Below are 1,280 nucleotides of genomic sequence, written 5' to 3'. Positions count from 1 at the left end.
CTACCTATCGGTTGGGTAACATCTCGTACAATACTACGTAATAGCTCTCGATAATGTTCCAGCATACCTTCGATAGTAGATTTATCAAATAAAGCAGTACAATATCCTATAGTTAATGAAATATCTGTATCTCTTTCTGATACGCTCAACATCAAATCAAATTGAGCTGTGGTATCGGATGAATCATATCCCGAAATGGTTATACCTTCTATACTTCCTCTATCTTGATCTACAGGATTTGCATCCTCTTTATGAAAATCAAACATCACCTGAAACAATGGAGTCATACTTGTATCACGAGTAGTAACTACTCGGTCTACTACTTTTTCAAAAGGAGCTAATTGATGGTTATACCCTTCTAAAGTAGTTTCTTTTACTTGTTTTAATAACTCCTTAAAACTTGGGTTGCCACTCAAATCACCTCGAAGAGCCAAAGTGTTTACAAAAAACCCAATCATTCCTTCTAGCTCTGATTGCGTACGATTTGCTATAGGGGTACCTACACAAATATCTTCCTGACCACTATAACGCAACAGCATAACCTTAAAGGCTGATAACATAACCATAAACATCGTAACTCCTTCTTCTTGGCAGATAGAAGTTAACGAACTACTTAAATCCTTATCCAGTAACAGTGAAACACTACTTCCTGAAATACTCTGCACCGAAGGTCGTGTATAATCTGTAGCTAATGATAAGGTACTTACTCCTAATAACTTTTCTTCCCAATAGGATAACTGGGCTTCTAAAACTTCTCCTTCTAAATACTTGCGTTGCCAAATCGCATAATCTGAATATTGTAAACTTAAATCTGGTAAAACAGGAACTCTTCCAGATTGAAAAGCATTATAAAGTTCTACAAACTCATTCATCAAAATACCTCCCGACCAACCATCACTGGCAATATGATGAAAAACGCAAGCCAATACATATTTATCCTCTTCCAAATCATATAAACAAGCTCTCAATTTATAATCGCTCGATAAATCAAAGGGAATCATCAAATAAGACTGTAGCCTATCTTCCAATATAACCGTATCTGATATTTCTACTCGATCTAACCTCCAGTCTTCTGCATCTATAACCTCTTGATAGCCTACTCCGTCTTTGGATTGAAGGTTAGTTCGCAATACCTCGTGTCGAGATACAATACCTTGTAAAGATTGTTCTAATATCGAAACGTCTAAAGGTCCTTCTAAAAAAATAACTGTAGGAATATGATATTCTAAACTACCTTGTAACTGATCCAAAAACCATAAGCGCTCTTGGCTAAAAGATAA

The 1,280-nt window shown here is 35.9% G+C and carries 1 protein-coding gene; it reads right to left on the bottom strand.

Going from position 1 to position 1,280, the window contains the following annotated elements:
- Window positions 1-1,280: condensation domain-containing protein (locus H527_RS22710; RefSeq protein ID WP_035089080.1), on the bottom strand; the 1,280-nt coding region annotated here is incomplete at both ends.

The organism is Aquimarina muelleri DSM 19832, from assembly GCF_000430665.1.
Taxonomy (GTDB): domain Bacteria; phylum Bacteroidota; class Bacteroidia; order Flavobacteriales; family Flavobacteriaceae; genus Aquimarina; species Aquimarina muelleri.
Note: the sequence above shows the minus strand (reverse complement) of the source record. Positions and strands in the feature narration are given on the sequence as shown.